Source organism: Caballeronia sp. M23-90, assembly GCF_053574605.1.
This window is the reverse complement of sequence record NZ_JBSIPA010001051.1, coordinates 1-255: the sequence shown is the minus strand read 5'-3', so window position 1 is coordinate 255 and position 255 is coordinate 1. Positions and strand designations below refer to the sequence as shown.

General features: G+C 56.9%; 1 pseudogene. It reads right to left on the bottom strand.

The annotated features are described in order from the left end of the window. Positions 1-255 (bottom strand): annotated as a pseudogene (locus tag ACRXB1_RS37760) (MFS transporter); the annotation flags it as partial.

Here is a 255-nt window from a genome sequence, read left to right as displayed (position 1 = left end):
AAGGCGTCTCTCCATCCGAACCAGGTGACGAGGCCTTGGGTCAGCGGGATGAAGACGGTACTTGCGAATCCCGCAACCAGCGTGACGAGCGTGATCTTGCTTCGAAACGTATCTGGAAAATCTTGGGTGATGACTGCAAAGACCGGATCGTAAAGCGTCGCGGCCATCGCGATGCCAAGTCCAACCCAAACAATGTAGAGGACAGTGAGGCTGTGGGCCTGCGACCACAGAAGGAGCATCGCGGCACTGAGAAGC